The following is a 26,021-nucleotide window of genomic DNA, read 5'->3' as shown; positions in this document are numbered from 1 at the left end:
CCACGACGGGTTTTGTCGTTTTGGGCTGCGAAATCCTCAAAACAATAACCACACCTAGCAACAGGTACAGTTAACAAACATATATAACTGAACCAGTACAATTTAACTTGAGTGTGTCTGTCCCGGGATATCGGGCGGGATCATCATTGAAATCCCGACCTGCCCGCAAAAGGACTGCACCATGGATCACCTACTGGATCTTGCCACTACCTCCCCGCAATCCAAGCCCCGATTTACCTGGACTAGAAGATTGCTCGGAGGCCTCGCCGACAGCCTCGAAAGAGCCAGAACCCGGCGTTTACTGGCGCAACTCGATGGCCGACAGCTGTCTGACCTGGGCATCAGTCCTTCCGATCGTGTCAGGGAACTGGATAAACCGTTCTGGCGCTGATGTCTCGCTTGAACAGACGGGACTGTGCGAACCGCTGTCTACAGGCCTAATATCAATCCAGAACGTGGCGATGACCGCGCGACAGGCGTCTGACTCAACAGATACCGCGCCACCTCTCAATCGGTTCACCCAAAGGAGTTACACCATGTCCCGTCTTCGTCTGCTCAGCGCTGCAGCCCTGCTTGCCGTGGCTGCCAATTCCCACGCCACCAGCTTCATCGTGACCACCGACGCTGTCGTCGGTGCACTCAAGGCCACGTCCGACGCCACTTCCGATGTCACGTCGTCCTTTCGGGATGACAAGATCGTCCGTGCCGCCCGTGATGACGCCGCCAGTTTTGTCGCCAGCGAAGGCGCCATTCGCGGCGTGAAACTGGAAAGTGCACTCGACCACATTCGCCATCAGGCGCCAGGGTTGAACGCAACGGACGCTCAACTGGCTCAGGCAATTCTGACGATCTGAAACGTCATCTCCTTTTGGGACACGCCCAACGTGTCCCAATGTTTCGGCGCTGGCTCTAAACCGGGCGTTGCGCTAGCCTTTGGACTCGCTTTCAACTGTCGAGTCTCATGCGTTTTCCTACACATCTACTGATCACACCGGTTTTCATGGCGGCCTGCTGGGCTGGCTCGGCCCATGCCATTGACCTGACGACCCAGGGTCTCGTGGCCACTGGCTACGCCACAAGCATGGTGACCTCCGCCCCCTTCGACCGTAAGCTGCTGCTGGCCGCCCGGGATGACGCCGCGTCATTCATTGCCAGCGACGGCCAATTGCGAGGAGCACGACTGGAATCCGCGCTGGTTTACCTGCGTCGGGCCCAGCCAAAACTTCATGCAAGCGATCTTGAACTGGCACAGGCTATTCTCGTCCAATAGTTATCCTTGTTCCTCCGGAGTCGTTCCATGCGTAGCCCGCTGATTGTCGCCACCCTTGGCCTGCTGTTATTGGCCGATCTGGCCCAGGCGCACACCCTGGTAGCCACCAGTAACATCATTATCAACGCCACCCAGCGCACACTCGATTTCACGTCCGACACCACCACGTCGATCCGTGATTCGAAAATCGTCCGTGAAGCCCACGACGATGCGGCCAGTTTCGTCGCCAGTGAAGGTGAAATCCGTGGTGCGCACCTGGAAGCGGCCTTCGATACATTGCGCACACGCGTGCCGGAAGCCCGGGATGCCAGTGATCAGGTACTCGCCGAAGCCATCCTCGCACTGTGAGGTCGTTTAGTGCCTGGCTACTGGCCGGGGTCGTGTTGCTGCTTGGCAATACGGCCCAGGCCAGCCTGCAATTACGGCTCAAGACCGAAGGCTTGAGCCCTGCGCAACAACAGGCCAGCCAGGCGCTGCTTGATGAAGCCATGCAGGCGCTGCCGCCGCGGTTCATCGAGCAACTCGACCGGCGCATAGACGTCGGCTGGACCGATGACATGCCGAGCAATGCCTACGGCCAGGCGTCGCTGGTGTCCGAGCTCGATCTCAACCGCAACCTGCTCGCCAGCCTCACCGACGGCAGCGCTGCAACAAAAAAGACCTATCGCCCTCACGGCACCGTCCGCCGCGAAATGCTCGCCACAGTGCTGCACGAGCTCACCCACATTTACGACCGCTCGCGTTTCTGGTCAGCTGCCGAACGCACGCTGATCCAACGCTGCACCCGGCGTAACAACAGCTCCGGCCTGATCGGCATTCCGGATGAATGCCGCGGCCAATCCTCCCGACGCTTTACCCTCAGCGACGACCCGCGCCTGCTTGACCTCGCTGGCTGGCCGCAATACGTCGGCCGTCGCGGCGAACGCGAACAGTACAACCGACAGATCGCTCGCAGCCCGGACATCTACGAAACCAGCAGCCCCAAAGAGTTCGTCGCGGTCAACATGGAGTATTTCCTCCTCGACCCGAGCTACGCCTGTCGCCGCCCTGCGCTGTACCGCTACTACAAGGAACATTTCGGCTGGGCGCCCGCGGCCAAAGACACCTGCGGCAAATCCTTCGCCTTCCTCAACGCCGGCAATGACTTCGCCAAACAACCCTTGGGTCAGGTCGATCCGGAACGGGTGTATGCCGTGGACTATCTGCTGGCCGAAGCCAACCAGAACTGGGTCAGCCGCTGGGGCCACAGCATGTTGCGCCTGGTGATCTGTGCACCCGGCCGACCACGCGGACCGGATTGCCGGCTGGACCTGGATCAGCACCTGGTGTTGTCCTATCGCGCCTTTGTCGGTGACGTACAGCTGTCGAGCTGGGACGGCCTGGTCGGCAAGTATCCGTCGCGCCTGTTCGTCCTGCCGCTGGCCCAGGTCATCGACGAGTACACCAAGACCGAACTGCGCAGCCTCGCCTCGGTGCCGCTGAACCTGTCGCGCAACGAGATCGAAGACGTGGTGGAACACGCCGCCGAGATGCACTGGAGCTACGACGGCAATTACTTCTTCCTATCCAACAACTGCGCGGTCGAAGGCCTGAAGTTGCTACGCAGCGGCACCAACAACGCGAAGCTGGTCGGACTGGACAACATCATGCCCAACGGTTTGCTGGAAGTACTCAAGGGCCGCGGCCTGGCGGATACCAGCGTGCTGGACGATCCTCGCGAGGCGCTGCGTCTGGGCTACCGCTTCGACTCTTTCCGCGATCGCTATCAAGCGATGTTCGAAGTGCTGAAGAAGCACCTGCCGATCAAACAGGACAAGGTCGAAGACTGGCTGGCATTGAAGGCTGAAGAGCGTCGCAAATGGATCGATCAGGCTGACCTGCGCACCAGCGCGGCGTTGCTGTTGCTGGAGCAGGCCGCGTTCCGCCAACAACTGGTGCTGGCTCAGGACGAAGTGAAGCAACGCTATCTGGGTGCTCGGGAGTTGAAGAACGGTGGCATGGACAAAGCCAACGCGACGTTGCAGCAGATTCTCGCCAACAGCGGCTTCCTCAGCCGTCCAGCGGAGCTGCTCGGCACCGGTGGGTATGGATTGCCACAGCCCAGCGAATGGCAACGTCTGGAATCGGAAAGCAGTCTGCGGCAGAAACAGCTTCAGGCATTGACCGGTGATCTGGACAAGGAAGTGAGAGCCTTGCTCGAGCCGAGCCGTGCAGCGGAGATGGCCGCCAACGAAGCCAACCTGAAACAGGTTGGCGAGCATTTGCGGAAACTGCATAAAGCATCGGGCGGATTGGAGTTGCCGTGAACATCAAAAGATCGCAGCCTTCGGCAGCTCCACGGGATTGCGATCCTGTGTAGGAGCTGCCGAAGGCTGCGATCTTTTTTGGCATTACGCAGAAGCGCGTCCCTCCAGCACTACAAAACCCCTTCCAGAACTTCATAAACAATCCCGCTGCCCACGGCGATCAGCACAATGTCGCCACCCGCGCGCCGCCATTCGTAACCCGGATAATACGGCAGTCGACTCAGCGCGCGATTATCCAGGCGTTCTCCGTAATAACCGCGCGGCAACGGCCGACCACGTACCAGATGAATGCCGGGAGGTGGCGGCGCGCCGCGTACGAAATAGCCATGATTGTCGTGGATGGTTTGGCGTACCGGGCCAAAGTCCCGTGGCGGAGGGCCGCCGCGATGATTGTCCTGCGGGCCACGGTGGTCATCGCCGTGATTGTCGTAATGGCCTTGTTGCTGGCCGCCGCGGTCGTGATCGTCGCGCTGATCGGCATTGGCATGCAGCAACGGGGTGGCACTGAGCATCAGCACGCCCAGGCTGGCAATCAGACGTTTCGGCATTTTCATCAGGTCTTTCCTCACTGCACCTACAGCAAAAAGGGCTTCAGAACGTAGTCCTGAAGCCCTCGGTCTTGCTGTTTAGTCTGTGCCGCGAGGCTCTAATTCCTCTGTATCAGGAACTTTACCTTCAGCTGACGCGGGCCTTACGCACGCCATCAGCCAGCGCCGAGCAAAGACTCAACACGCCATCAATCGCCTGTTCTGGCGTCGATGCATTGGCGATGTGATCGATCAACGCCGAACCCACCACGACACCGTCGGCCAAACGCGCGATGGACGCCGCTTGCTCCGGTGTACGAATACCGAAACCGATGCTGATCGGCAGATCAGTGTGGCGACGCAGACGCGCAACAGCTTCTTCAACGTGCTCCAGCGTTGCCGCGCCGGCACCGGTCACACCGGCCACAGACACGTAGTAGACAAAACCGGAGCTGCCATTCAGAACGGTTGGCAGACGGACATCGTCGGTTGTCGGGGTGGTTAGACGAATGAAGTCCAGGCCGGCCGCCTGGGCGGGGTCGCACAGTTCGCCGTTATGCTCGGGCGGCAGGTCGACCACGATCAGACCATCCACGCCAGCTTCTTTGGCGTCGGCGATGAAACGTGGCACGCCGTACATGTGGATCGGGTTGAAGTAACCCATCAGCACCAGCGGCGTTTCGCTGTTGCCTTCACGGAACTCGCGCACCATTTGCAGGGTTTTCGTCAGGTTCTGTTTGGCCGCCAGTGCGCGAATGTTCGCCAACTGGATCGCCGGACCGTCGGCCATTGGATCGGTGAAGGGCATGCCCAACTCGATCACATCAGCGCCAGCGCCGGGCAAGCCTTTGAGAATCGCCAGCGAAGTGTCATAGCTCGGGTCGCCGGCGGTCACGAAGGTCACCAGGGCGGCGCGGTTCTGTTCCTTGAGTTCGGCAAAACGCGTTTGCAGGCGGCTCATCAGTGTTTCTCCTGCTGGGATTGCTCTTGTTGAGCGAGTTCCATGTGGTGCATCACGGTTTGCATGTCTTTGTCACCACGGCCGGACAGGTTGACCACCATCAGGTGATCTTTCGGCAGGCCCGGTGCACGTTTGAACACTTCGGCCAGGGCATGGGCGCTTTCCAGCGCCGGAATTATCCCTTCCAGACGGCAGCATTTATGGAATGCGTCGAGGGCTTCATCGTCGGTCACCGAGGTGTATTGAACGCGACCGATGTCATGCAACCAGGCGTGTTCCGGGCCGATGCCCGGGTAGTCGAGACCGGCGGAAATCGAGTGAGCATCGATGATCTGGCCGTCGTCGTCCTGCAACAGGAAGGTACGGTTGCCGTGCAACACACCCGGTACGCCGCCGTTCAGGCTGGCAGCGTGCTTGCCGGTTTCGATGCCGTGACCGGCCGCCTCGACCCCAATGATTTCGACACTTTTGTCGTCGAGGAAGGGATGGAACAGGCCCATGGCGTTGGAACCACCGCCGATGCACGCCACCAGGCTGTCGGGCAGACGGCCTTCCTGGGCTTGCAACTGGTCGCGGGTTTCCTTGCCGATGACAGCCTGGAAGTCGCGAACCATCGCCGGATAAGGGTGCGGGCCGGCCACGGTACCAATCAGGTAGAAAGTGCTGTCGACGTTAGTCACCCAGTCACGCAGCGCTTCGTTCATCGCATCTTTCAGGGTGCCGGTGCCGGCGACCACCGGGATGACTTCGGCGCCCAGCAGTTTCATGCGGAATACGTTGGCTTGCTGACGCTCGATGTCGGTAGTGCCCATGTAGATCACGCAGTCGAGGCCAAAACGCGCGGCCACGGTGGCCGTTGCCACGCCGTGCATGCCGGCGCCGGTCTCGGCGATGATGCGTTTCTTGCCCATGCGCCGAGCCAGCAGGATCTGACCGATGCAGTTGTTGATCTTGTGCGCGCCGGTGTGGTTCAGCTCTTCACGCTTCAGATAGATCTTCGCGCCACCACAGAACTCGGTCAGGCGTTCGGCGTAATACAGTGGGCTCGGACGTCCGACGTAGTCGCGCTGGAAGTAGGCCAATTCCTCTTTGAATGCCGGATCTTCCTTGGCCGCTTCGTATTCGCGGGCCAGATCGAGGATCAACGGCATCAGGGTTTCGGCGACGTAGCGGCCACCGAACGCGCCAAACAGGCCGTTGGCGTCGGGGCCGTTGCGCAGATTAGTCTGGGTCATGGGTCGCTCCGGTTGAATGCGTAAGATGACAATGGGCTTAACTCTACCCCTGACGCCCCAGGCTGAAAACCGATAAGATCGCCGCAACCTGTCAGGAAAACTCACAGATCCCATGAGCCATGACCTTCCCCCGCTGAACGCCCTTCGCGCTTTCGAAGCCACTGCCCGCCTGAATAGCGTCAGTCGGGCCGCCGAACAGCTGCACGTCACTCATGGCGCAGTCAGCCGACAACTGAAAGTGCTGGAAGAGCATCTCGGGGTGAGCCTGTTCATCAAGGATGGACGCGGCCTTAAACTCACAGATGCCGGCGTGCGTTTGCGCGACGCCAGTGGTGAAGCGTTCGAACGCTTGCGCACCGTCTGCGCCGAGTTGACGCAAAGCACTGCCGACGCACCGTTCGTGCTCGGCTGCTCGGGAAGTCTGCTGGCGCGCTGGTTCATTCCGCGCCTGGGCCGGTTGAATGCTGACTTGCCGGACCTGCGCCTGCACCTGTCGGCCGGAGAAGGCGATCTCGATCCTCGTCGACCGGGGCTGGACGCCTTACTGGTGTTTGCCGAGCCGCCATGGCCCGCGGACATGCAGGTCTACGAATTGGCCAGCGAACGCATCGGCCCGGTCATGAGCCCTCGCATCGCCGGATACGACCGACTCGAAAAATCACCGGCAAGCGTGTTGTTGAACGAACCGTTGCTGCACACCACCTCACGTCCGCAGGCCTGGCCAAGCTGGGCGCAGCAAAGCGGCCTCGACGCCAGTGCGTTGAAGTACGGGCAGGGTTTTGAGCATTTGTATTATTTGCTGGAGGCGGCGGTCGCCGGGCTGGGCGTGGCGATTGCCCCTGAACCGCTGGTGGCCGAGGACTTGAAGGCCGGTCGCCTGGTTGCGCCATGGGGTTTCAGTGAAACCTCGGCGCAACTGGCGTTGTGGCTACCCAAGCGCGCCGCGGACGGGCGCGCTCGGCAGCTGGCGCAGTGGCTCAAAAACGAGCTGCGCCAAGCCGATTAGTCGCCGCGCTTGCACAGCAGGTAAGCCGCGAGCAGACCCAGCGCACCCACAGCGACACCGGCTGTAGTCCAAGGGTGTTCCTGGGCGTAGTCCCGAGTAGCAATCCCGGTTTCACGGGTTTTGACTTTGACTTCTTCATACGCATCGCTGAGCAGATGACGCGAATGCTTCAGGGCATTCTCGGCGTTGGCTTTCAAGGCCTTGAGGGTTTTACGCGACTCGTCCGAGGCGTCGTCCTTCAGGTTTTCCAAAGACTTCAGCAGACTCTCGATCTCGGCTTCCATGCTTTGCAATGAGGCTTTACGTAAAGAGGTGTTGGCCATGGTGGCTCTCCTGCATTGGTGATGAGTGGCGTGTGTTGGTTGGGACTTCAGGGGTTCGAGAAAGTGCAGTAAATCTGAACTTCTGCGTCGGAGGAGCCGACAGAAGTAATACGAAAAATCACTGCTAGGCTGTATTTCACACCCTGAGGAGAACGCCCATGACTGACCATCACACTTACAAGAAAGTCGAGCTTGTCGGCTCATCCACCAGCAGCATTGAAGACGCCATCAACAACGCACTGGCCGAAGCCAACAAGAGCATCAAGCACCTGGAATGGTTTGAAGTGACCGAAACCCGCGGGCACATCAAGGACGGCAAGGCTGCACACTTCCAGGTAACGCTCAAAGTCGGGTTCCGGATTGCCAGCAGCTGAATTTGAGCGAGTCTTCTGAACTTGCGCGCTGGCCGAGTGCCATAGGGAATGGCAATACGCTATATATTTGCATCCGGCCGATGGCTGGATGCTCCCTTTGATCCGACCAGGGAGTGCGACCGATGAAGAAGTTTATGTTGGCGGTAGGTTTGTTGAGCCTTGCGGGGACGGCCTTGGCTGAAGGCAAGTCGTGCGAAGAGCTCAAAGCCGAAATCGCAGCGAAACTTGATGCCAAGGGCGTTGCAGGTTATTCACTGGAAATCGTTGATAAAGGCACTCCTACTGACGGAGGAGAAATCGTCGGCAGATGTGAAAAAGGCACCAAGGAAATCGTCTACAAGCGGTAGGCCGATTCCATCATCAATGAAAAAGCCGACGCAATGGCGTCGGCTTTTTTGTGTGCGCTATTTGAGCGTCAGCCTTTCATGACCTGCGCCAGCAGCTCGTAGGAGTGCACGCGGTCGGCATGTTCGTACAGGTCGCAGGTAAAAATCAGCTCGTCTGCCTGGGTCTGCTCAATCAGCACGTCCAGCTTGGCGCGGATTTTTTGCGGGCTACCGACCATCGCCAGCCCCAGGAAATCATGGACCGCGTCTTTCTCGTGGGGCAACCACAGGCCGTCCATGGTTTTCACCGGCGGACGTTGCACCAGGCTTTGGCCGCGCATCAACGCGAGGATGCGCTGATAGACCGACGTTGCCAGATACTCGGCCTGCTCGTCGGTGTCAGCCGCGACCAGCGGAACGCCCAGCATCACGTAAGGCTTATCCAGCACCGCGGAAGGCTTGAAGTGATTGCGATAGACGCGAATCGCCTCATGCATGAAACGTGGTGCGAAATGGGAAGCGAAGGCGTAGGGCAAACCGCGCTCACCCGCCAGTTGTGCACTGAACAAGCTCGAACCCAGCAACCAGACCGGGACATTGGTGCCGGTGCCCGGCATCGCGATGATTCGCTGGTCCGGCGTGCGAGGGCCGAGGTAGCGCATCAGCTCCGCCACATCTTCAGGAAAATCGTCGGCGCTGCCGGAGCGCTCACGACGCAGGGCGCGAGCGGTCATTTGATCGGAGCCGGGGGCGCGTCCCAGACCCAGGTCGATCCGACCCGGATAAAGGCTTTCGAGGGTGCCAAACTGTTCGGCGATCACCAGCGGCGCGTGGTTGGGCAACATTACGCCACCCGAGCCGACCCGGATGGTGGACGTGCCACCGGCTAGATAGCCAAGCAACACCGAGGTCGCCGAGCTGGCGATGCCGTCCATGTTGTGGTGCTCTGCGACCCAGAAACGGTTGTAACCGAATTTTTCGACGTGCTGCGCCAGGTCCAGAGAGTTACGCAGCGACTGCGCTGCGCTGCCGTTCTCGCGAACAGGCACCAGATCAAGGGTTGAGAATTTGATATCGGACAGTCGTTTCATAAACCTGCTTCTCCAAATTGAGGACGCAGGTTTTTTCTTGTAAACGAAAACCTGCCGAATCCATAAGCGTGTTTCATGCAATGAGGGCATATACCCGAGTTTCAATAGCCAAGGCAAAAAAACCTACGAAAACGGTAGGATTTAAGAGATCAGGTGAACTTTGCATCACCGTCTATCCTCAGAACCCTAACAACCGAAAACCACGAAGGCGCGACGCTTCGCGCCGGATCCTGAGGAGGCAGACATGGCTATTACCAAGAAAGCATCGGCGCATTGGGAAGGTGATCTGAAAACCGGCATCGGCTCGATTTCCACGGAGACCGGTGTTCTCAGAGAAGCGCCCTACGGTTTCAAGGCCCGTTTCGAAGGCGGTAAAGGTACCAATCCGGAGGAGCTGATCGGCGCGGCCCACGCGGGCTGTTTCTCCATGGCATTTTCGATGATTCTCGGCGATGCCGGTCTCAAGGCTGACAGCATCGATACCGATGCCGAGGTCACACTGGACCAGGTGGACGGCGGGTTCGCTATCACGGCGGTGAAACTGATCCTCAAGGCAAAAATCCCTGGCGCGACTCAGGCGCAGTTCGAGGAACTGAGCAATAAAGCCAAAGAAGGCTGCCCGGTGTCCAAAGTGCTGAATGCGAAGATCAGCCTGGATGCCACGCTGGTCAGCTAGATCCGCGTTATCGCGATAAGTGATCGCAGCCTTCGACAGGCTGCGATTTTTTTGCGCTGAAACAAAACCCGGCTGGCGAAACTGTGGTCGAATAAATGACAGCAGCGAAAATGCATCAAGGTGCGTGCTGCCTCAAAAGGAGCTTCAACCATGAAACGTCTTGCCCTGGCGGTTATCTGCGGTGTGCTGGCGACCTCAGCGTATGCAGCGCCCAAAGATTGCGAAGAGCTCAAGAATGAGATCGAAGTGAAGATTCAGGCGAATGCCGTGCCCTCCTACACGCTGGAAATCGTGTCGAAGGAAGAGGCCGACAAGCATGACGCCGCGATGGTCGTAGGCACGTGCGACTACGGTAGAAAAGCCATCATTTACCAGAAGAACGACCGCTGATACGCCTCACATGAGGCAATAGGACTCTCGGTCTTCAGCGACGATTTCCCGCTTGGCGTTGTACAACCGGGCGCCGGGAGTGAACGCTATCGAACGGCCTTCCAACACATAACGCTGGCCGGCTTCAAAATGATCGTACTTGATGGTCAGGTAACACAACCGTTCCGAAGGACCGTTCATCACACCCAAGCCACCACCACCGGGCACTTCGAAGTCGAAACGAACGATCAGCTCATGGCTGCCGGGCGTAACCTGGAAGAAGCGCCCATCGCGCAATCGCTGCTTGTCCAGTCGCTCCGCCATCAGCAACTTATCGTTGGGGAATGGCGTAGAAAATTCGACCCACGCCATCTGTGGATTGACTGCCGGCAACGGACTCTGGCAACCGGCGAAGGCGCCTGCCGCGAGCAATAGCAACAACCTGCGCATGATGAATGTCCCGAGGATTGGGCATTCAGCATAACGCCGATCAAGTGCGTTGGCAGCCCGCCGGTGTGCCCTGGCCTATCACTTTTCGCTGTTGATCATAGAGCTTGGCCCACGGCCGAAAGCCGATATTCCCTGCTTTCAGCTGATATTTCTCACCCGCGTTGAAGCTGTTGAATTTTACATTCAGTTGGCAATCGCGCCACAGCGGTTCGGCGGAAGGCCCGATATTGCTCGGCTCGACCGCGAATTGATAACGCACCGTCAACTCATGACTGCCGGGCTGAACCTCGAAATAGCGTTTGTCCGTGGAGGCCTTGTCATCGACTTCCAACGCCTGCAGCGCCGTGTCTTGCTGCTGTGAGTCGAGGTCGATCCACGCTTGAGCGGGATCAGGTTGAGGTAATCCGAATCCTGCACAGCCTGTCAGCATCAACAGGCCTCCCGTCAGCATCATCTTGCGCATAGCGGAGCTCCAGTCAGGCGGGATAGTCTTGCGGGCAGACTCTCCAGGGATGATTTTATTTTGATCAGGCCGCTTCCAAGCCTTGGGTTACTTGATCGCGTTTTGCGCGTTTTGTTTCCGGGTGTGTTGTTTTTGTTTATCAATGGCTGCACCAGCGTCAGCTATTACGGCCAATTGGCCAGTGGTCAGCTGCAATTGCTGCGGGCGCGGGAGCCGGTTTCCGACGTAATCGCCGACCCGGCTCGCGATGCGAAGTTGCGTGCGCATCTGGCCCAGTCGCAGAAGGCACGGACGTTCGCCAGCCAGCAGCTGCATCTGCCGGATAACCAGAGCTACCGCTTGTACGCTGACATTGGCCGACCGTTCGTAGTCTGGAACGTGTTCGCCACGCCGGAATTTTCCCTCACCCCGCAAAACCATTGTTTCCCCGTCGCCGGTTGCGTGGCCTATCGCGGCTATTACAGCCAGAGCGCGGCCCGTGGCGAAGCTGCATTGTTGCGATTGCAAGGTATGGACGTGTCGATCGGCGGTGTCGAGGCCTATTCGACGCTCGGCTGGTTCAACGATCCGATCATCAGTTCGATGATGGGTTGGGGCGACGAGCGGCTGGCGACCTTGATCTTCCATGAGTTGGCGCATCAGCGTTTTTATGTGAAGGACGACACAGAGTTCAATGAATCCTTCGCCACTTTTGTGGAGCAGGAAGGCACTCGGCAATGGCGTGCCCATCGCGGGTTGGCCCCGGACAATGGCGCCGAAGCGCAGCGGCGGGATCAGTTCATTCAACTGGTTCTGGACACTCGCAAGCGGCTTGAACAGCTATACGCTCAGCCACTGACCAGCGAGCTGATGCGTCAACGCAAAGCGGCCGAGTTCGAGCGGTTGCGCGCCGAATACCGGCAGTTACGCGACAGCCAATGGACCGGAGACAAACGCTATGACGCCTGGATCAACGCACCGATGAACAACGCCCGGTTGTTGCCGTTTGGTTTGTACGACCAGTGGGTGCCGGCGTTTGTGGCGTTGTTCAGGCAAGAGGATGGGGATTGGGTGAAGTTTTATGCGGCGGTAGAGAAGCTTGGTGCGCTGCCCGTTGGTGAGCGTAAAGCGGCATTGAAAATATTAGCGGAATCGAAAATTTCCGGTGATTGAACCGGCCTCTTCGCGGGCAAGCCCGCTCCCACATTGGTTCTGCTGTGTACACAAATCCTGTGGGAGCGGGCTTGCCCGCGAAGGCAATTTCACTAGCGTTGCAAAAACGCCTGATGCATCTCATCCAGCGTTTCAAAGTGATAAGTCGGCGCTTCTGCGCTCAGCTCTTCCCGACTGCCAAAACCATAACCCACCGCCGCCGCATCCAGCCCGTTGCTGCGTGCGCCGATCAGGTCATGTTTGCGATCGCCGATCATCAGGGTGCTGGCCGGGTCCAGGCCTTCTTCGGCCATCAGGTGGGCGATCAGCTCGACTTTGTTGGTTCGCGTGCCATCCAGTTCGCTGCCGTAAATGACTTTGAAGTGCTTGGCAAAGTCGAAGTGCCGGGCGATTTCCCGGGCGAAGATCCACGGCTTGGAGGTCGCGATGTACAGCTGGCGCCCTTGCCCGCCGAGAGTTTCCAGCAGTGGCGTGACACCGTCGAACACGCGGTTTTCATAGAGTCCTGTGACCTTGAAGCGCTCGCGATAGAAGTTTACCGCCTCCCAGGCTTTGGGCTCATCGAAGTCGTAGAACTGCATGAACGCCTGCAACAACGGCGGGCCGATGAAATGTTCGAGTCGGGTCAGGTCGGGCTCGTCGATTCCCAGTTTGCTCAGGGCGAACTGGATCGAGCGGGTGATCCCCTCGCGTGGATCGGTCAGGGTGCCATCGAGGTCGAACAAAACGGTTTGGTAATGCATGTTGAATCCTGAATAAGGGCGTCGATGTCAGATCTGGTCGTAGCCTTCAGCCAGATGCAGGTCCTTGAGCTTCACGTAGTTCGCCGCGCTGTAGGTGAAAAAGGCCTGTTCCTTGTCCGTCAGCGGACGGATCTGTTTCACCGGGCTGCCCACATACAGAAAGCCGCTTGCCAGGCGTTTGCCTGGCGGCACCAGGCTGCCGGCACCGATGATCACATCGTCCTCGACCACAGCGCCGTCCATGACGATGCTGCCCATGCCGATCAGCACCCGGCTGCCCACGCTGCACCCGTGCAGCATGACTTTATGCGCGATAGTCACGTCATCACCGATCAAACACGCAAAGCCATCAGGATTGAACGGCCCGGCGTGAGTGATGTGCAGCACACAGCCGTCCTGCACGCTGGTGCGCGCGCCGATGCGGATGCGGTGCATGTCGCCGCGGATCACCGTCAGCGGCCAAACGGAGCTGTCATCGCCGATTTCGACGTCGCCGATCACCACCGCCGAGCTGTCGACAAAAGCGCCTTTGCCCAGCAGTGGCGTGTGGTTCTGATACTTGCGAAGGGTCACGATAGGGTTTCTCTCTGTTGCCGATAGCTGCGGTGAGCGTCGATTGTAATTAAGATGGCCGCATGTTTCTTCCAGCCAAGGTGCCAACCGTGAGCGTGAACAACCCTCTTTTGCAGTCCTACGACCTGCCGCCGTTCTCGGCGATCCGCGCCGAACACGTGCAACCGGCCATTGAACAGATCCTGGCTGACAACCGCGCCGCGATTATCGAGATCCTCAAAACCCAGGGCAAACAACCGACCTGGGCCGGCCTCGTGCTGGCGATGGACGAACTCAACGATCGTCTGGGCGCGGCCTGGAGCCCGGTCAGCCACCTGAATGCCGTGTGCAACAGCGCCGAATTGCGCGAAGCCTACGAGTCCTGCCTGCCCGCCCTGAGTGCCTACTCTACCGAGCTGGGCCAGAACCGCGAATTGTTCGAGGCCTTCGAAGCCCTGGCCAACAGTCCGGAAGCCGCCGGTTTCGATGTGGCGCAGAAAACTATCCTGGAACACTCCCTGCGTGACTTCCGTCTGTCGGGTATTGATCTGCCTGAAGCCGAGCAAAAGCGTTACGCCGAAGTGCAAAGCAAATTGTCGGAACTGGGCAGCCGCTTCTCCAACCAGCTGCTCGATGCGACCCAAGCCTGGACCAAGCACGTTACCGACGAAGCCGCCCTCGCCGGTCTGACCGACTCGGCCAAGGCGCAAATGGCCGCCGCAGCCCAGGCCAAGGGTCTGGAAGGCTTCCTGATCACCCTGGAATTCCCGAGCTACTACGCGGTAATGACCTACGCCCACGACCGTGCCCTGCGCGAAGAAGTCTACGCCGCCTACTGCACCCGCGCGTCGGACCAAGGCCCGAATGCCGGTCAGAACGATAACGGCCCGGTGATGGAGGAAATCCTCGACCTGCGCCAGGAGCTGGCGAGACTCTTGGGCTTCGCCAGTTTCTCGGAGCTGAGCCTGGCCACCAAAATGGCCGAGTCCAGCGATCAGGTGCTGAGTTTCCTGCGCGACCTGGCCAAGCGCAGCAAGCCGTTCGCCGCCCAGGATCTGGAACAGCTCAAGGCCTACGCCGCCGAACAAGGCTGCCCGGACCTGCAAAGCTGGGACAGCGGTTTCTACGGTGAAAAACTCCGCGAACAACGTTACAGCGTTGCCCAGGAAGCCCTGCGCGCCTACTTCCCGATCGATAAAGTGTTGAGCGGTCTGTTTGCCATCGTTCAACGCCTGTACGGCATCGAAATCGCCGAGCAGAAAGGCTTCGACACCTGGCACCCGGACGTTCGCCTGTTCGAGATCAAGGAAAACGGCCAGCATGTCGGCCGCTTCTTCTTCGACCTCTACGCCCGCGCCAACAAACGCGGCGGCGCCTGGATGGACGGCGCCCGCGACCGTCGCCGCACCGCTGTAGGCGCACTGCAAAACCCGGTGGCCAATCTGGTGTGCAACTTCACCCCGGCCGACAGCGGCAAGCCTGCGCTGCTGACGCACGACGAAGTGACCACCCTGTTCCACGAATTCGGTCACGGCCTGCATCACCTGCTGACCCGCGTCGAACACGCAGGCGTGTCCGGCATCAACGGCGTGGCGTGGGATGCGGTCGAGCTGCCAAGCCAGTTCATGGAAAACTGGTGCTGGGAGCCGGAAGGCCTGGCGCTGATTTCCGGTCATTACGAAACCGGTGAGCCGCTGCCCCAGGATCTGCTGGAAAAAATGCTCGCGGCGAAGAACTTCCAGTCCGGCCTGATGATGGTGCGCCAGCTGGAATTCTCGTTGTTTGACTTCGAACTGCATGCCACCCACGGCGATGGCCGCAGCGTGCTGCAAGTGCTCGAAGGCGTGCGCGACGAGGTCTCGGTCATGCGTCCGCCGGCTTACAACCGCTTCCCGAACAGCTTCGCGCACATTTTCGCCGGTGGTTACGCCGCGGGTTACTACAGCTACAAATGGGCAGAAGTACTGTCCGCGGACGCATTCTCGAAGTTCGAAGAGGACGGTGTGCTGAATCCCGAAACCGGTCGCGCCTTCCGCGAAGCGATCCTGGCGCGCGGCGGTTCTCAGGAACCGATGGTGCTGTTCGTCGACTTCCGTGGCCGTGCGCCGTCGATTGACGCACTCTTGCGCCACAGCGGCCTGAGTGAGGACGCAGCAGCATGAGTGAGGGGCCTGTGAAGACGAAAAAACGCTTCATCGCCGGGGCAGTCTGCCCGGCCTGTAGTGTGCCGGACAAGTTGATGATGTGGAGCGAAGACGATGTCCCGCATCGCGAATGCGTGGGCTGCGGGTATTCGGACACGTTGAATGAACAAGGCCAGTCCGTGCCCAAGGAATTGGGGACGCGGGTCAATGTTTCGGCGCTGAAAGTGCCGGACGCCAAGGTTCAGGCCGTACAGTTTTTCCCGAACCCGAAGCTGAAGAAAAAGCCTGACGAACAGCACTGAGTACAGCGGTCGCCTTCCACAGCGCAACGCCGTGGAAGGTGCCGTTTACTCGACGTGGGCAGACTTGAACCAGCTTTTCATCGAACAGGCAGCAAACGGACTCGTGCTGCAATCCCCGTTGGCCAGCGCAGTACGCAGTTTGTCGGCATCGGCCTGCATCATGTAATGAACACCGTCCCTGAAGTGGGTGCTGTCACCGAAGCCGCCTTGAGTCATCTCGCTCAGCGCATCCTCCTTGCTCCATCCCTGCACGACCACCCGGTACATGGCGGCCATCAGGCCCGTCCGGTCCGAGCCGTGTTTGCAGTGCATCAACACCGGGCCATTGGCCTCGGCGCTCTGGATGGCACGAAGGGACCTGAGCACATCCGCATCATCCACATGATTGGTGCGGTAAGGCAGTTGAACCTGCTCGATACCTGGCGTGGTCAGCCAGCTTGAATCGGACTCGGGGAGGAAGTTGATCACGGTGACGACCTTGAGTTTTGCCAGCAAGGGAACGACTCCACGGTCGGGTAATGCGCTGCGATAGAGCGTTGGGGACATCTGGAAAAGGTTGTACTGAGCCTCGACCGGTTGAGCCCACTCCGCAGGACGGGGCTCGATTGTCTCGTCAGCGTGAACGAGCGTCAGGTTGAACAGTGCAACCAGCGACAGACATATCGCAGGGATAAGGCGTGAGGACATGCTCGGCGACCGTATTGAGAGGCGGGGGTGACGACGCCACAATGAGCGTTGAACGGTCAAAGGTCCGTGAGCCATCTGTCAAAGAATCGTGAAGGCCAATTTTGATTCGATAGTTAGTACAAACGATCATCACACTTACCCACTACAACCAAGCCTGCATGAATATTCACACAGGCTCAGCGATAACAGGCTTATGGGTTGACGATACTGGAATAAGCTTTTGCCAGCGCCAACAGTTTTGCCTTGTCGTCACTGTCGATATCGCCATCACCGTCCACATCACTTTTGACTGTTTTGAGGTTGAAAGAACGGCCGCCATCAACCGAGGTTGCCGTCATATAGACGGAATCCACCAGCGCTTCGGTCTGCGCTTCGGTAGCGGCATCCCAACCCAACTCCTTACGGGCAAGCTGCATTGAAACGAGCGTGTTTGGCTCCGAAGGACTTGGTTGCATAAGTTGTAAGAAGATACCGCGCTGATTAAAAAACGACATTTATAAATTCCATTTAATGAGTTAATGCACGAAGCTTCGTGCGAGACAAATACTACTTATGAAGTTAGCGTCCAAGCTATTCGCCTTATGTTTCCCCGCGTGTCATAAAGTTGCACTTGCCGATCAACTACATTGCAAATAAGTTCCCTGTCTGGCCGGAGTGCCGAACGGCACTGGCCGCTTCGCTCGACCTCGGATACTGTATGCACATACAGCAACGAGTATTGATCGATGAACACCCCCTTGCCGCCGCGCGGTCGCGGCACCGCCACCAATCCGCATAACCGCTTCGCGCCAAATCGTTCGGTGGCCGAGGACGACGGCTGGTACCAGGAAGCGCCGATCACCCAGGGCACCGAGGTGCGCATCGAAACCGCGAAAACCATCATTACCCGCAACAACTCGCCGGACCTGCCCTTCGATCGTTCGATCAATCCCTATCGCGGCTGCGAGCACGGCTGCATTTATTGCTATGCGCGGCCCAGCCACGCTTATTGGGACATGTCACCCGGGCTGGACTTCGAAACAAAACTGATCGCCAAGACCAACGCCGCCGATGTGCTCGAGGAACAGCTGTCCAAACGCGGTTATCAATGCGCGCCGATCAACCTGGGTTCCAACACCGATCCGTATCAACCCATCGAGCGCGAACACAAGATCACCCGCAAAACCCTGGAAGTGCTGCTGCGTTACCGCCATCCCGTGACCATCATTACCAAGGGCTCGCTGATTCTGCGCGACCTGGACCTGCTGGCCGAACTCGCCGAGCAACGTTTGGTGGCGGTGATGATCAGCCTCACCACCCTGGACGATGAACTCAAACGCATCCTCGAACCCCGCGCCGCTGCGCCCAAGGCCCGTCTGCGGGCGATCCGTGTGATGCGTGAAGCCGGGATTCCGGTGGGTGTGCTGTGTTCGCCGATGATTCCGATGATCAACGACAGCGAGCTCGAAAGCCTGCTGACCGAAGCGCAGGCGGCCGGTGCACAAAGTGCGGCCTACATGATGTTGCGCCTGCCACTGGAGGTGGCGCCGTTGTTCGAGGAATGGCTGGCGGCCCACTACCCTCAACGCGCCACCCATGTGTTGAGCCTGATTCGCCAGAGCCGCGGCGGTGAGCTCTACGACAGTCGGTTTGGCAGCCGGATGCGTGGCGAAGGTCCGTTTGCCGACCTGCTGGCGCAACGGTTTGCCAAAACCATCAAACGCCTGGGACTCAATCGACGGGAGGGTTTCAATCTGGATTGCGATGCCTTTTGTCCGCCGGGTCGCCAGATGTCGTTGATTTGAGGACAATTGGCCTATGGTTGAGTAGTAGTAAACGTGTGACATATTTAGGCTGGTCACATTTTTTGTAACCTGTAACGCACGTTTTAGAGCGGTTGATTCAGTTTGAGTTAAGTTTCGGCGGCTACCTTGTTCATCGAGTGACTGACGGGTCGGGGTTCATGACCTGGATGTTTTTTAACCAGCCACTGGCTTCACACCGGACAAAACGGGAAAATTCCCTGACTCCGCCAATGAGGATGAATTTATGAGTGACAAGGATAAACAGCCGTTGGCTGTGTCGGCTTCAGCCCAACCGGAGGCGGAAACCGCCGATGCAGCGCTGCAGCATATTGTTGACGGCTTTTTGCATTTTCATCATGAGGTTTTTCCGCAGCAGGAAGAACTGTTCAAAAAACTCGCCACGGCCCAGAGCCCCAGAGCGATGTTCATTGCATGCGCCGATTCGCGCATCGTTCCTGAACTGATTACCCAAAGCGCCCCCGGCGACCTGTTCGTAACCCGTAACGTCGGTAACGTCGTGCCGCCTTATGGGCAAATGAACGGCGGTGTTTCCACCGCCATCGAATACGCCGTGCTCGCACTCGGCGTGCAGCACATCATCATCTGCGGGCATTCCGACTGCGGCGCCATGCGTGCGGTGCTCAACCCGCAGAGCCTGGAAAAAATGCCAACGGTCAAAGCCTGGTTGCGTCATGCCGAAGTGGCGAAAACCATGGTCCAGGAAAACTGCCACTGCGCCGATGAAAACGAAAGCATGCACATCCTCACCGAAGAGAATGTGATCGCCCAGTTGCAGCATTTGCGTACGCACCCGTCGGTGGCCTCGCGCATGGCCAACGGTCAGCTGTTTATCCATGGCTGGGTCTACAGCATCGAAACCAGCGAAATCAAAGCTTACGACGCGGATCAGGGTTGCTTCCTGCCTCTCGATGGCAGCCATCCAATTCCGGTGGCGACGCCCAAAGCGCGCTTCTAAAAAATTCCTGTGTGGTTTGACCGAGGCTGCTGATCAAGCAGCCCGGCTTCGCCATGCCTGAAGAAAACTTCGGGAGAATCACCATGCGTGCTGCGCAACTAAAGGCTGTTCTGCCACGGGAGCTGCTGGCTTCCGTGGTCGTGTTTCTGGTCGCCCTGCCCTTGTGCATGGGCATCGCCATTGCTTCGGGATTACCACCGGCCAAAGGCCTGATCACCGGGATCATCGGTGGGCTGGTCGTGGGCTGGCTCGCGGGTTCGCCACTGCAAGTCAGCGGTCCGGCGGCGGGTCTGGCTGTTCTGGTGTTCGAACTGGTGCGCCAGCACGGCATCGACATGCTCGGGCCGATTCTGCTGCTGGCGGGTTTTCTGCAATTGGTCGCCGGACGTTTGAAGCTGGGCTGCTGGTTTCGGGTAACCGCGCCGGCGGTGGTTTACGGCATGCTCGCCGGGATTGGTGTGCTGATCGTGTTGTCACAGATCCATGTGATGCTCGATGCCGTGCCCAAACCGTCGGGGCTGGATAACCTCGCGGCCTTTCCGGCTGCCGTGGCGCAAGCCTTGCCTTCATTTGGCTGGCAAGCCGGTCTGCTCGGGCTCGCGACCATAGCGGTGATGTACCTGTGGGAAAAACTGCGCCCACATTCCCTGCGTTTCATTCCGGGAGCGCTGTTGGGCGTAGGCCTGGCGACTATCGCCAGCCTGATGCTCGCCTTGCAGGTCAAACGCGTGGAAGTCCCGGCCAATCTGGCGGAAGCCATCGACTGGCTGAAACCGGCGGACTTGCTCAATCTTGCTGACCCGACCTTGCTGATCGCCGCGTTCGCTGTCGCCTTCATTGCCAGTGCCGAAACCCTGCTGTCTGCCGCTGCAGTGGACCGCATGCACAGCGGTCAACGCTCGGACTTCGACCGGGAATTGTCGGCCCAGGGTGTTGGCAACATGCTCTGCGGCCTGCTCGGTGCACTGCCCATGACCGGCGTGATCGTACGCAGCTCGGCCAACGTGCAGGCCGGCGCCACCACGCGAATGTCGGCGATATTCCATGGCCTGTGGCTACTGGCGTTCGTGCTGCTGTTGTCGAGCGTGCTGCAAAGCATTCCCGTGGCGAGCCTGGCGGGTGTGCTGGTTTACACCGGTTTCAAATTGGTGGACCTGAAAGCCTTCCGCGGTCTGGGCCGTTATGGCCGGATGCCGATGTTCACCTACGCCGCGACGGCGCTGGCGATCATCTTCACCGACTTGCTGACCGGCGTGCTGATCGGCTTCGGTCTGACCCTGGCCAAGCTTGCATGGAAAGCCTCGCGGTTGAAGATCAGCCTGATCGATCTGCCCAGGGACGGCGAAATGGAGTTGCGATTGACCGGGGCCGCGACCTTTCTCAAGGTGCCAGCACTGACTCAGGTGTTGGGGACCATTCCCGCCGGCACGACGGTGCATGTGCCGCTCAATAACCTGAGCTACATCGATCACTCGTGCCTGGAGTTGCTTGAAGAATGGGGTCGAGCCAATGCGGCCAAGGGTTCGACGCTATTGATAGAGGCGCGGGGGTTGAAACGCAGGCTGGAAGGGCGGGTGCGGACTACCACTGGAGTAGGTTCTACGGCCTGAACATAGACAATGTGGGAGCGGGCTTGCTCGCGAAGGCGGTGAGTCAGTCGACATTAATGTTGAATGACCCACCGACTTCGCGAGCAAGCCCGCTCCCACAGGGGTTTGGTTTTTTCAGTTGGATCAGGCGGCAGGCTGATCCAGCTCCAGCCCTACGCCCAGCCGGCGCGACATGCACGGCCAGCGCTTCCACGCAGCGCCGGTATCGGGGCTGCTGAGTTTCTCGCGATAGGCTTCCACCGACTCCAGCGCAAAGCTTTCGTCGTCGAGCATGCTATCCACCGCGTGGTGAACCACTTCATCCAGTTGGTTGGCAAATTCCTCACCGATCAGTTGGTGAGCAATCAGGTTGGCAACAGTCATGTCCAGGGGGATCAGTGGCTGGCCAAAGTGCTTGATGTACAGGTCGTTGACCTCTTCGACAAACCGGTGCGCCAGATACGCTTCGTCCAGCAGGCTGTCGAGCCCGATGTGACCAGCCATGACCGCCGGCGGCTGGAGGAAGTACTGCTCGGCGATTGTCAGCACCGGTTTGATCTGTGACTCGATACCCGCTTCCCTGGCGACTTCATTGGCTGCATCCAGCAGATCAGGAACTTCATCGATGTAGGCGGCGACAAAACGCGTCAGCACGCCATTGGCATCCGCCTCCGGCAATTGGATCGACGGGTGCAGGTGAGGCAGTTTACTTTCCAGTTGACGCGTCAACAGGCCGGTCTCGGCCTCGTGTTGTTGGGCTTTTTGGATCTGCTCGCGCAATGCGGCGGTGTTCATGAAAACTCCAGGAAACAAAGGCAATGAAATAGGGAAGACATAACTTAGCTGGCCTTTGAAAAAGGCTAAGACGCATTTGTCATAATTATTTCATCCTTGAGACATCACAGTTATATCGATTTGCCACCACTCGTCTGCATCCTTCTCCATTCGGGACCTTGAACGCAAGTCCCAGCTGTTTCAGATCATTTACGCCGTCACGTTGCGAGGTAGCAGTCGCTGTCTATACTCGGGTGGGAATGGAGTTAGCTGATGACGCCCGACTGCACACGCAGCAAGGCTCGGCGATTCAAGTTCGTAGTCTGAAAAAGCCGCTCCCTTGCCGCAGGTGAAAGCCGGCGGGATAACAAGAACGATAAGGGGAACCCGCAATGATGCGACATCCACACGTCTGGATGGGCCTCCTGTTGTGGTCGATTTTCGGTCAGGCGCAAGCTGCCTGGACCGTGAATATGGCGCCGGGAGCGACTGAAATCAGTCACGCAGTATTTGACCTGCACATGACCATTTTCTGGATCTGTGTAGTGATCGGCATCATCGTCTTCGGCGCCATGTTCTGGTCGATGATCCTCCACCGTCGCTCGACCGGGCAGGTGGCCGCAAAATTTCATGAAAGCACCACCGTCGAAATCCTCTGGACCATCGTGCCCTTCCTGATCCTGGTGGCCATGGCGGTACCGGCGACGGCGACCCTGATCAAGATGTACGATGCCAGTGAGCCGGATATCGATATCCAGGTCACCGGCTATCAGTGGAAGTGGCATTACAAATACCTGGGCCAGGACGTCGAGTTCTTCAGCAACCTGGCCACGCCCGCCGACCAGATTCACAACAAGGAAGCCAAGGGCGAGCATTACCTGCTGGAGGTCGACAAGCCGCTGGTGCTGCCGATTGGCGCCAAAGTGCGCTTCCTGGTGACCTCCGCCGACGTTATCCACTCCTGGTGGGTGCCGGCCTTCGCGGTCAAGCGCGATGCGATTCCGGGGTTCGTCAATGAAGCCTGGACCCGTATCGACAAGCCCGGCCTCTACCGTGGCCAGTGCGCCGAGTTGTGCGGCAAGGACCACGGTTTCATGCCGATCGTGGTCGAGGTCAAGGAAAAGGCCGATTACGAAAAATGGCTGGGCGAGCGCAAGGCCGAGGCCCTGCAGCTTAAAGAACTGACCAGCAAGGAATGGACCCTCGACGAGCTCAAGGAGCGCGGCGACAAGGTCTATCACACCACTTGCGTGGCTTGTCACCAGGCCGAAGGCCAAGGCTTGCCGCCGATGTTCCCGGCACTCAAAGGCTCGAAAATCGCCACCGGACCGAAAGAAGGTCACCTGAGTATTGTCTTCCACGGCAAGCCCGGCACCTCTATGGCGGCGTTCGGCAAGCAGCTCTCGGAAGTCGATATCGCAGCGGTCGTGACCTACGAACGTAACGCCTGGGGCAACAACAAAGGCGACATGGTCACTCCTAAAGAAGTGCTGGAGCTGAAACAGGCGGAAAGCAAATGACCCGGTCTATTGCGCAACCAAGGAACCGGTCGGGGCAGCGAGCCCCGGCCTGCCCAGCCCATCTGTTTGCAGGAGACAAGCCATGAGCGCCGTCATCGATGATCATGGTCATGCCACCGATCACGCCCACGGCCCCGCCAAAGGCCTGATGCGCTGGGTGCTGACCACCAACCACAAGGACATCGGCACGCTGTACCTGTGGTTCGCGTTTTCCATGTTCCTGTTGGGCGGTTCGTTCGCGATGGTGATTCGCGCCGAACTGTTCCAGCCTGGATTGCAGATCGTCCAGCCGGAATTCTTCAACCAGATGACCACCATGCACGGTCTGGTGATGGTGTTCGGCGCGGTGATGCCGGCGTTCGTCGGCCTCGCCAACTGGATGATCCCGCTGATGATCGGCGCGCCGGACATGGCCCTGCCACGGATGAACAACTTCAGCTTCTGGCTGTTGCCGGCGGCGTTCATCCTGCTGGTGTCGACCCTGTTCACCCCCGGTGGCGGACCGAACTTCGGCTGGACGTTCTACGCCCCGTTGTCGACGACCTACGCGCCGGAAAGCGTGACGTTCTTTATCTTCGCCATCCACTTGATGGGGATCAGTTCGATCATGGGCGCGATCAACGTGATCGCCACCATCCTCAACCTGCGCGCCCCCGGCATGACGCTGATGAAAATGCCGCTCTTCGTCTGGACCTGGCTGATCACCGCGTTCCTGCTGATCGCGGTGATGCCGGTGCTTGCAGGCTGCGTGACGATGATGCTGATGGACATCCACTTCGGCACCAGTTTCTTCAGTGCAGCCGGTGGCGGTGATCCGGTGCTGTTCCAGCACGTGTTCTGGTTCTTCGGGCACCCTGAGGTGTACATCATGATCCTGCCGGCCTTCGGTGCCGTCAGCTCGATCATCCCGACCTTCTCGCGCAAGCCGCTGTTCGGCTACACCTCGATGGTCTACGCGACGGCGAGCATCGCGTTCCTGTCGTTCATCGTCTGGGCGCACCACATGTTCGTGGTCGGCATTCCGCTGGTGGGCGAGTTGTTCTTCATGTACGCGACGTTGCTGATTGCGGTGCCGACCGGGGTGAAGGTGTTCAACTGGGCCAGCACCATGTGGCAAGGCTCGCTGACCTTCGAGACACCCATGCTGTTTGCCGTGGCGTTCGTGATCCTGTTCTCCATCGGCGGCTTCTCCGGGTTGATGCTGGCCATCGCCCCGGCGGACTTCCAGTACCAGGACACCTACTTCGTGGTCGCGCATTTCCACTATGTACTGGTGCCGGGGGCGATCTTCGGGATCTTCGCCTCCGCCTACTACTGGATGCCGAAATGGACCGGCCACATGTACGACGAAACCCTCGGCAAGCTGCACTTCTGGCTCTCGTTCATCGGCATGAACATGGCGTTCTTCCCGATGCACTTCGTGGGGCTGGCGGGTATGCCGCGACGGATTCCGGACTACAACCTGCAGTTCGCCGATTTCAACATGGTGTCGTCGATCGGCGCGTTCATGTTCGGTGCCACGCAGATTTTCTTCCTGTTCATCGTGATCAAGACCATTCGCGGCGGCCCGCCAGCACCGGCCAAACCGTGGGACGGAGCAGAAGGCCTGGAGTGGAGCATTCCGTCACCGGCGCCGTATCACACGTTCACCACGCCGCCGGAAGTGAAATGAACACTCTGGCCGGCGAAGCCTTTGTGGCGAGGGGATTTATCGAAACGTCGCACCGCCCCGTTCGGCTGCGAAGCAGTCGTGAAACCAAAACACGCGGTGTGCCTGATACACCGCGGTTGCAGGTTTTGGGGCCGCTTCGCGACCCAATGGGGATAAATCCCCTCGCCACAGGGTTCTCGCTGGAGGATGGAAACCATGGCTGACTCGATTTCGATGAAGAAGCTGGTCACGCGCCTGCTACTGGTGGTGGTGGCGATGTTTATCTTCGGGTTTGCCCTGGTGCCGATCTACGACGTGATGTGCAAGGCGTTCGGCATCAACGGCAAGACCGCCGGGCAGTACGAAGGCGAGCAAACGGTCGACACGTCGCGGCAGGTGCGCGTGCAGTTTCTGTCGACCAATTCCGCCGACATGTCCTGGGATTTCTACCCCAAGAGCGACGAACTGACGGCCAACCCGGGGGCGGTGAACGAGATGATTTTCATCGCGCACAATCCGACGGACAAGCCGATGAGCGCGCAGGCGGTGCCGAGCATTGCGCCGAGCAACGCGGCGGCGTATTTCCACAAGACCGAATGTTTCTGCTTTACCCAGCAAGTGCTGCAGCCCGGTCAACGGATCGAGATGCCGGTACGTTTCATCGTTGACCGTGACATGCCCAAGGATGTGAAGCACCTGACGCTGTCCTACACGCTGTTCGATATCACCGCCCGACATCCACCGGTGGCTGTAAATACTGGCGGCTGAGC

Annotated in this window: 31 protein-coding genes; 19 read left to right on the top strand and 12 right to left on the bottom strand. The window is 59.0% G+C overall.

The window, feature by feature from the left end; genetic code table 11:
* Positions 1–181: 181 nt before the first annotated feature.
* The 5 genes from J2Y86_RS18470 to J2Y86_RS18450 all read left to right on the top strand — a co-directional run bounded on the left by J2Y86_RS18470 (position 182) and on the right by J2Y86_RS18450 (position 3,576).
* Complete coding sequence (locus tag J2Y86_RS18470; RefSeq protein ID WP_253434446.1) at positions 182–391, top strand: DUF1127 domain-containing protein; 210 nt, start codon at positions 182–184, stop codon at positions 389–391.
* 145 nt (positions 392–536) lie between these two features.
* A complete protein-coding gene (locus tag J2Y86_RS18465) occupies positions 537–854 on the top strand; it encodes a DUF2388 domain-containing protein (protein WP_017335802.1) in 318 nt (105 codons plus the stop codon).
* 107 nt (positions 855–961) lie between these two features.
* Positions 962–1,270, top strand: coding sequence for a DUF2388 domain-containing protein (locus J2Y86_RS18460; RefSeq protein ID WP_253434442.1), 309 nt, complete (start codon positions 962–964; stop codon positions 1,268–1,270).
* A gap of 27 nt (positions 1,271–1,297) precedes the next feature.
* Positions 1,298–1,618: a DUF2388 domain-containing protein gene (locus J2Y86_RS18455; protein WP_253434439.1), complete on the top strand. Its 321-nt coding sequence runs from the start codon at positions 1,298–1,300 to the stop codon at positions 1,616–1,618.
* Positions 1,615–3,576 carry a DUF7844 domain-containing protein gene (locus tag J2Y86_RS18450; protein WP_253434436.1) on the top strand — a complete coding sequence of 654 codons (1,962 nt, stop codon included), beginning with the start codon at positions 1,615–1,617 and terminating at the stop codon, positions 3,574–3,576. The genes J2Y86_RS18455 and J2Y86_RS18450 overlap by 4 nt, the downstream gene beginning before the upstream one ends.
* 110 nt (positions 3,577–3,686) lie before the next feature.
* Here J2Y86_RS18450 and J2Y86_RS18445 read toward each other — a convergent pair whose 3' ends face one another.
* From J2Y86_RS18445 to trpB, 3 genes are all read right to left on the bottom strand, one after another.
* Complete coding sequence (locus J2Y86_RS18445) at positions 3,687–4,130, bottom strand: anti-virulence regulator CigR family protein (protein WP_253434432.1); 444 nt, start codon at positions 4,128–4,130, stop codon at positions 3,687–3,689.
* Positions 4,131–4,251: 121 nt separating this feature from the next.
* Positions 4,252–5,064: a tryptophan synthase subunit alpha gene (gene trpA, locus J2Y86_RS18440; protein ID WP_253434429.1), complete on the bottom strand. Its 813-nt coding sequence runs from the start codon at positions 5,062–5,064 to the stop codon at positions 4,252–4,254.
* Complete coding sequence (gene trpB / locus J2Y86_RS18435) at positions 5,064–6,299, bottom strand: tryptophan synthase subunit beta (protein ID WP_253434426.1); 1,236 nt, start codon at positions 6,297–6,299, stop codon at positions 5,064–5,066. The genes trpA and trpB overlap by 1 nt, the downstream gene beginning before the upstream one ends.
* Positions 6,300–6,411: 112 nt before the next feature.
* Between trpB and J2Y86_RS18430 the strand changes: the two genes are divergently transcribed.
* Positions 6,412–7,305: a LysR family transcriptional regulator gene (locus tag J2Y86_RS18430; RefSeq protein WP_253434423.1), complete on the top strand. Its 894-nt coding sequence runs from the start codon at positions 6,412–6,414 to the stop codon at positions 7,303–7,305.
* On the opposite strand, the gene J2Y86_RS18425 is transcribed toward J2Y86_RS18430, so the two are convergent.
* Positions 7,302–7,628, bottom strand: a complete 327-nt coding sequence (locus J2Y86_RS18425) for a DUF883 family protein (protein ID WP_253434420.1) — start codon at positions 7,626–7,628, stop codon at positions 7,302–7,304. The genes J2Y86_RS18430 and J2Y86_RS18425 overlap by 4 nt on opposite strands.
* Positions 7,629–7,786: 158 nt before the next feature.
* Here J2Y86_RS18425 and J2Y86_RS18420 point away from each other — a divergent pair, with 158 nt between their 5' ends.
* On the top strand, positions 7,787–8,002 hold the full coding sequence (locus tag J2Y86_RS18420; RefSeq protein ID WP_010465710.1) for a dodecin: 216 nt from the start codon (positions 7,787–7,789) through the stop codon (positions 8,000–8,002).
* A 122-nt stretch (positions 8,003–8,124) separates the two neighbouring features.
* On the top strand, positions 8,125–8,349 hold the full coding sequence (locus tag J2Y86_RS18415; RefSeq protein ID WP_253434417.1) for a DUF1161 domain-containing protein: 225 nt from the start codon (positions 8,125–8,127) through the stop codon (positions 8,347–8,349).
* A gap of 68 nt (positions 8,350–8,417) precedes the next feature.
* Here the strand turns inward: J2Y86_RS18415 and J2Y86_RS18410 are convergent, their stop codons facing one another.
* Positions 8,418–9,419, bottom strand: a complete 1,002-nt coding sequence (locus J2Y86_RS18410) for an LLM class flavin-dependent oxidoreductase (protein ID WP_084317486.1) — start codon at positions 9,417–9,419, stop codon at positions 8,418–8,420.
* A 244-nt stretch (positions 9,420–9,663) separates the two neighbouring features.
* On the opposite strand from J2Y86_RS18410, the gene J2Y86_RS18405 reads away from it, so the two are divergent.
* Together J2Y86_RS18405 and J2Y86_RS18400 are read left to right on the top strand one after the other, a co-directional pair.
* Positions 9,664–10,095: an OsmC family protein gene (locus tag J2Y86_RS18405; RefSeq protein ID WP_253434414.1), complete on the top strand. Its 432-nt coding sequence runs from the start codon at positions 9,664–9,666 to the stop codon at positions 10,093–10,095.
* Between the two features lie 150 nt (positions 10,096–10,245).
* Positions 10,246–10,485: a DUF1161 domain-containing protein gene (locus tag J2Y86_RS18400; RefSeq protein WP_253434411.1), complete on the top strand. Its 240-nt coding sequence runs from the start codon at positions 10,246–10,248 to the stop codon at positions 10,483–10,485.
* 6 nt (positions 10,486–10,491) lie between these two features.
* On the opposite strand, the gene J2Y86_RS18395 is transcribed toward J2Y86_RS18400, so the two are convergent.
* Entirely contained in the window at positions 10,492–10,914 is a 423-nt protein-coding gene (locus J2Y86_RS18395; protein WP_253434408.1) for a hypothetical protein, read from the bottom strand.
* A gap of 40 nt (positions 10,915–10,954) precedes the next feature.
* Complete coding sequence (locus J2Y86_RS18390; RefSeq protein WP_253434406.1) at positions 10,955–11,377, bottom strand: hypothetical protein; 423 nt, start codon at positions 11,375–11,377, stop codon at positions 10,955–10,957.
* Positions 11,378–11,437: 60 nt separating this feature from the next.
* Between J2Y86_RS18390 and J2Y86_RS18385 the strand changes: the two genes are divergently transcribed.
* The gene (locus J2Y86_RS18385) at positions 11,438–12,529 is read left to right on the top strand and encodes an aminopeptidase (RefSeq protein ID WP_253434402.1); all 1,092 of its coding nucleotides are present in this window, start codon (positions 11,438–11,440) and stop codon (positions 12,527–12,529) included.
* A 92-nt stretch (positions 12,530–12,621) separates the two neighbouring features.
* Here the strand turns inward: J2Y86_RS18385 and J2Y86_RS18380 are convergent, their stop codons facing one another.
* Together J2Y86_RS18380 and J2Y86_RS18375 are read right to left on the bottom strand one after the other, a co-directional pair.
* Positions 12,622–13,272 (bottom strand): HAD family hydrolase, encoded by a 651-nt coding sequence (locus J2Y86_RS18380; protein ID WP_253434399.1) that lies wholly within the window; start codon positions 13,270–13,272, stop codon positions 12,622–12,624.
* Positions 13,273–13,299: 27 nt separating this feature from the next.
* Positions 13,300–13,845 carry a gamma carbonic anhydrase family protein gene (locus J2Y86_RS18375; RefSeq protein ID WP_253434397.1) on the bottom strand — a complete coding sequence of 182 codons (546 nt, stop codon included), beginning with the start codon at positions 13,843–13,845 and terminating at the stop codon, positions 13,300–13,302.
* An 89-nt stretch (positions 13,846–13,934) separates the two neighbouring features.
* Between J2Y86_RS18375 and prlC the strand changes: the two genes are divergently transcribed.
* Positions 13,935–15,986 carry an oligopeptidase A gene (prlC, locus tag J2Y86_RS18370; RefSeq protein ID WP_253434394.1) on the top strand — a complete coding sequence of 684 codons (2,052 nt, stop codon included), beginning with the start codon at positions 13,935–13,937 and terminating at the stop codon, positions 15,984–15,986.
* A complete protein-coding gene (locus J2Y86_RS18365) occupies positions 15,983–16,270 on the top strand; it encodes a YheV family putative zinc ribbon protein (RefSeq protein ID WP_253434391.1) in 288 nt (95 codons plus the stop codon). Before prlC ends, J2Y86_RS18365 begins: the two co-directional genes overlap by 4 nt.
* Before the next feature lie 45 nt (positions 16,271–16,315).
* Here the strand turns inward: J2Y86_RS18365 and J2Y86_RS18360 are convergent, their stop codons facing one another.
* Together J2Y86_RS18360 and J2Y86_RS18355 are read right to left on the bottom strand one after the other, a co-directional pair.
* Positions 16,316–16,957: a phosphatase domain-containing protein gene (locus J2Y86_RS18360; RefSeq protein ID WP_253434388.1), complete on the bottom strand. Its 642-nt coding sequence runs from the start codon at positions 16,955–16,957 to the stop codon at positions 16,316–16,318.
* A 191-nt stretch (positions 16,958–17,148) separates the two neighbouring features.
* Positions 17,149–17,451, bottom strand: a complete 303-nt coding sequence (locus J2Y86_RS18355; protein WP_253434385.1) for a hypothetical protein — start codon at positions 17,449–17,451, stop codon at positions 17,149–17,151.
* Between the two features lie 231 nt (positions 17,452–17,682).
* Between J2Y86_RS18355 and J2Y86_RS18350 the strand changes: the two genes are divergently transcribed.
* From J2Y86_RS18350 to J2Y86_RS18340, 3 genes are all read left to right on the top strand, one after another.
* Positions 17,683–18,741, top strand: a complete 1,059-nt coding sequence (locus J2Y86_RS18350; RefSeq protein ID WP_253434383.1) for a PA0069 family radical SAM protein — start codon at positions 17,683–17,685, stop codon at positions 18,739–18,741.
* 244 nt (positions 18,742–18,985) lie between these two features.
* Positions 18,986–19,717 carry a carbonic anhydrase gene (locus J2Y86_RS18345; RefSeq protein WP_253434381.1) on the top strand — a complete coding sequence of 244 codons (732 nt, stop codon included), beginning with the start codon at positions 18,986–18,988 and terminating at the stop codon, positions 19,715–19,717.
* An 83-nt stretch (positions 19,718–19,800) separates the two neighbouring features.
* Complete coding sequence (locus tag J2Y86_RS18340) at positions 19,801–21,327, top strand: SulP family inorganic anion transporter (protein WP_253434378.1); 1,527 nt, start codon at positions 19,801–19,803, stop codon at positions 21,325–21,327.
* A 123-nt stretch (positions 21,328–21,450) separates the two neighbouring features.
* On the opposite strand, the gene J2Y86_RS18335 is transcribed toward J2Y86_RS18340, so the two are convergent.
* Positions 21,451–22,101, bottom strand: coding sequence for a hypothetical protein (locus J2Y86_RS18335; protein WP_253434373.1), 651 nt, complete (start codon positions 22,099–22,101; stop codon positions 21,451–21,453).
* Between the two features lie 371 nt (positions 22,102–22,472).
* On the opposite strand from J2Y86_RS18335, the gene coxB reads away from it, so the two are divergent.
* The 3 genes from coxB (at position 22,473) to J2Y86_RS18320 (ending at position 26,019) form a co-directional block, all read left to right on the top strand.
* Positions 22,473–23,600 carry a cytochrome c oxidase subunit II gene (gene coxB, locus J2Y86_RS18330; protein WP_253434370.1) on the top strand — a complete coding sequence of 376 codons (1,128 nt, stop codon included), beginning with the start codon at positions 22,473–22,475 and terminating at the stop codon, positions 23,598–23,600.
* Positions 23,601–23,682: 82 nt separating this feature from the next.
* Positions 23,683–25,272, top strand: coding sequence for a cytochrome c oxidase subunit I (ctaD, locus tag J2Y86_RS18325; protein WP_253434367.1), 1,590 nt, complete (start codon positions 23,683–23,685; stop codon positions 25,270–25,272).
* 195 nt (positions 25,273–25,467) lie between these two features.
* Positions 25,468–26,019: a cytochrome c oxidase assembly protein gene (locus tag J2Y86_RS18320; RefSeq protein WP_214380049.1), complete on the top strand. Its 552-nt coding sequence runs from the start codon at positions 25,468–25,470 to the stop codon at positions 26,017–26,019.
* Positions 26,020–26,021 lie beyond the last annotated feature (2 nt).

Origin of the sequence: Pseudomonas migulae, from assembly GCF_024169315.1 — a bacterium.
Classification (GTDB): domain Bacteria; phylum Pseudomonadota; class Gammaproteobacteria; order Pseudomonadales; family Pseudomonadaceae; genus Aquipseudomonas; species Aquipseudomonas migulae_B.
This window is presented reverse-complemented; position numbering and strand designations above follow the sequence as displayed.

What these genes read in the sequence shown, in the direction of transcription:
- J2Y86_RS18405 (WP_253434414.1), top strand. Translation starts at nt 9,664, where the DNA reads ATGGCTATTACCAAGAAAGCATCGGCGCATTGGGAAGGTGATCTGAAA.
- J2Y86_RS18465 (WP_017335802.1), top strand. Translation starts at nt 537, where the DNA reads ATGTCCCGTCTTCGTCTGCTCAGCGCTGCAGCCCTGCTTGCCGTGGCT.
- J2Y86_RS18425 (WP_253434420.1), bottom strand. Translation starts at nt 7,628, where the DNA reads ATGGCCAACACCTCTTTACGTAAAGCCTCATTGCAAAGCATGGAAGCC.
- J2Y86_RS18320 (WP_214380049.1), top strand. Translation starts at nt 25,468, where the DNA reads ATGGCTGACTCGATTTCGATGAAGAAGCTGGTCACGCGCCTGCTACTG.
- J2Y86_RS18335 (WP_253434373.1), bottom strand. Translation starts at nt 22,101, where the DNA reads ATGAACACCGCCGCATTGCGCGAGCAGATCCAAAAAGCCCAACAACAC.
- J2Y86_RS18460 (WP_253434442.1), top strand. Translation starts at nt 962, where the DNA reads ATGCGTTTTCCTACACATCTACTGATCACACCGGTTTTCATGGCGGCC.
- J2Y86_RS18360 (WP_253434388.1), bottom strand. Translation starts at nt 16,957, where the DNA reads ATGTCCTCACGCCTTATCCCTGCGATATGTCTGTCGCTGGTTGCACTG.
- J2Y86_RS18345 (WP_253434381.1), top strand. Translation starts at nt 18,986, where the DNA reads ATGAGTGACAAGGATAAACAGCCGTTGGCTGTGTCGGCTTCAGCCCAA.
- J2Y86_RS18410 (WP_084317486.1), bottom strand. Translation starts at nt 9,419, where the DNA reads ATGAAACGACTGTCCGATATCAAATTCTCAACCCTTGATCTGGTGCCT.
- J2Y86_RS18390 (WP_253434406.1), bottom strand. Translation starts at nt 11,377, where the DNA reads ATGCGCAAGATGATGCTGACGGGAGGCCTGTTGATGCTGACAGGCTGT.
- J2Y86_RS18395 (WP_253434408.1), bottom strand. Translation starts at nt 10,914, where the DNA reads ATGCGCAGGTTGTTGCTATTGCTCGCGGCAGGCGCCTTCGCCGGTTGC.
- J2Y86_RS18400 (WP_253434411.1), top strand. Translation starts at nt 10,246, where the DNA reads ATGAAACGTCTTGCCCTGGCGGTTATCTGCGGTGTGCTGGCGACCTCA.
- J2Y86_RS18455 (WP_253434439.1), top strand. Translation starts at nt 1,298, where the DNA reads ATGCGTAGCCCGCTGATTGTCGCCACCCTTGGCCTGCTGTTATTGGCC.
- trpB (WP_253434426.1), bottom strand. Translation starts at nt 6,299, where the DNA reads ATGACCCAGACTAATCTGCGCAACGGCCCCGACGCCAACGGCCTGTTT.
- J2Y86_RS18365 (WP_253434391.1), top strand. Translation starts at nt 15,983, where the DNA reads ATGAGTGAGGGGCCTGTGAAGACGAAAAAACGCTTCATCGCCGGGGCA.
- J2Y86_RS18340 (WP_253434378.1), top strand. Translation starts at nt 19,801, where the DNA reads ATGCGTGCTGCGCAACTAAAGGCTGTTCTGCCACGGGAGCTGCTGGCT.
- coxB (WP_253434370.1), top strand. Translation starts at nt 22,473, where the DNA reads ATGATGCGACATCCACACGTCTGGATGGGCCTCCTGTTGTGGTCGATT.
- J2Y86_RS18355 (WP_253434385.1), bottom strand. Translation starts at nt 17,451, where the DNA reads ATGTCGTTTTTTAATCAGCGCGGTATCTTCTTACAACTTATGCAACCA.
- J2Y86_RS18470 (WP_253434446.1), top strand. Translation starts at nt 182, where the DNA reads ATGGATCACCTACTGGATCTTGCCACTACCTCCCCGCAATCCAAGCCC.
- J2Y86_RS18445 (WP_253434432.1), bottom strand. Translation starts at nt 4,130, where the DNA reads ATGAAAATGCCGAAACGTCTGATTGCCAGCCTGGGCGTGCTGATGCTC.
- ctaD (WP_253434367.1), top strand. Translation starts at nt 23,683, where the DNA reads ATGAGCGCCGTCATCGATGATCATGGTCATGCCACCGATCACGCCCAC.
- J2Y86_RS18430 (WP_253434423.1), top strand. Translation starts at nt 6,412, where the DNA reads ATGAGCCATGACCTTCCCCCGCTGAACGCCCTTCGCGCTTTCGAAGCC.
- J2Y86_RS18380 (WP_253434399.1), bottom strand. Translation starts at nt 13,272, where the DNA reads ATGCATTACCAAACCGTTTTGTTCGACCTCGATGGCACCCTGACCGAT.
- trpA (WP_253434429.1), bottom strand. Translation starts at nt 5,064, where the DNA reads ATGAGCCGCCTGCAAACGCGTTTTGCCGAACTCAAGGAACAGAACCGC.
- J2Y86_RS18415 (WP_253434417.1), top strand. Translation starts at nt 8,125, where the DNA reads ATGAAGAAGTTTATGTTGGCGGTAGGTTTGTTGAGCCTTGCGGGGACG.
- J2Y86_RS18350 (WP_253434383.1), top strand. Translation starts at nt 17,683, where the DNA reads ATGAACACCCCCTTGCCGCCGCGCGGTCGCGGCACCGCCACCAATCCG.
- J2Y86_RS18420 (WP_010465710.1), top strand. Translation starts at nt 7,787, where the DNA reads ATGACTGACCATCACACTTACAAGAAAGTCGAGCTTGTCGGCTCATCC.